Source organism: Streptomyces sp. LUP30 (assembly GCF_001746365.1).
Classification (GTDB): domain Bacteria; phylum Actinomycetota; class Actinomycetes; order Streptomycetales; family Streptomycetaceae; genus Streptomyces.
The window spans coordinates 1-569 of the sequence record NZ_MJAJ01000130.1 but is presented as its reverse complement, the minus strand read 5'-3'; the positions used below and the strand labels follow the sequence as shown (position 1 = coordinate 569).

The window sequence follows — 569 nt, the reverse complement described above, 5'->3', positions numbered from 1 at the left end:
CGCCCGTCACGTCACGAAAGTCGGTAACACCCGAAGCCGGTGGCCCAACCCCTTGTGGGAGGGAGCTGTCGAAGGTGGGACTGGCGATTGGGACGAAGTCGTAACAAGGTAGCCGTACCGGAAGGTGCGGCTGGATCACCTCCTTTCTAAGGAGCACTTCTCACCGATCCCTACGGGGTGAGGTCAGAGGCCAGTTCATCGGCGAACGTCCGGTGCTGGTTGCTCATGGGTGGAACGTTGATTATTCGGCATTCTCAGTCATCTCGGGCTGCAAGTACTGCTCTTCGGAGCGTGGAAAGCTGATCACGAGTGGCGAGGGTGTCGGGCACGCTGTTGGGTGTCTGAGGGTGCGAGCGTTTGCTCGTCCTTCTGATGCCGGCCCCAGTGAACTCCAGCCGTAAGGGTTGGGGGTGATGGGTGGCTGGTCGTTGTTTGAGAACTGCACAGTGGACGCGAGCATCTGTGGCCAAGTTTTTAAGGGCGCACGGTGGATGCCTTGGCACCAGGAACCGATGAAGGACGTGGGAGGCCACGATAGTCCCCGGGGAGTCGTCAACCAGGCTTTGATC

Annotated in this window: 2 rRNA genes; both read left to right on the top strand. The window is 59.8% G+C overall.

The window, feature by feature from the left end:
• Positions 1–146: ribosomal RNA gene (locus BG482_RS39960) — 16S ribosomal RNA — on the top strand; the annotation flags it as partial.
• A gap of 318 nt (positions 147–464) precedes the next feature.
• Positions 465–569 (top strand): 23S ribosomal RNA (locus BG482_RS39955); the annotation flags it as partial.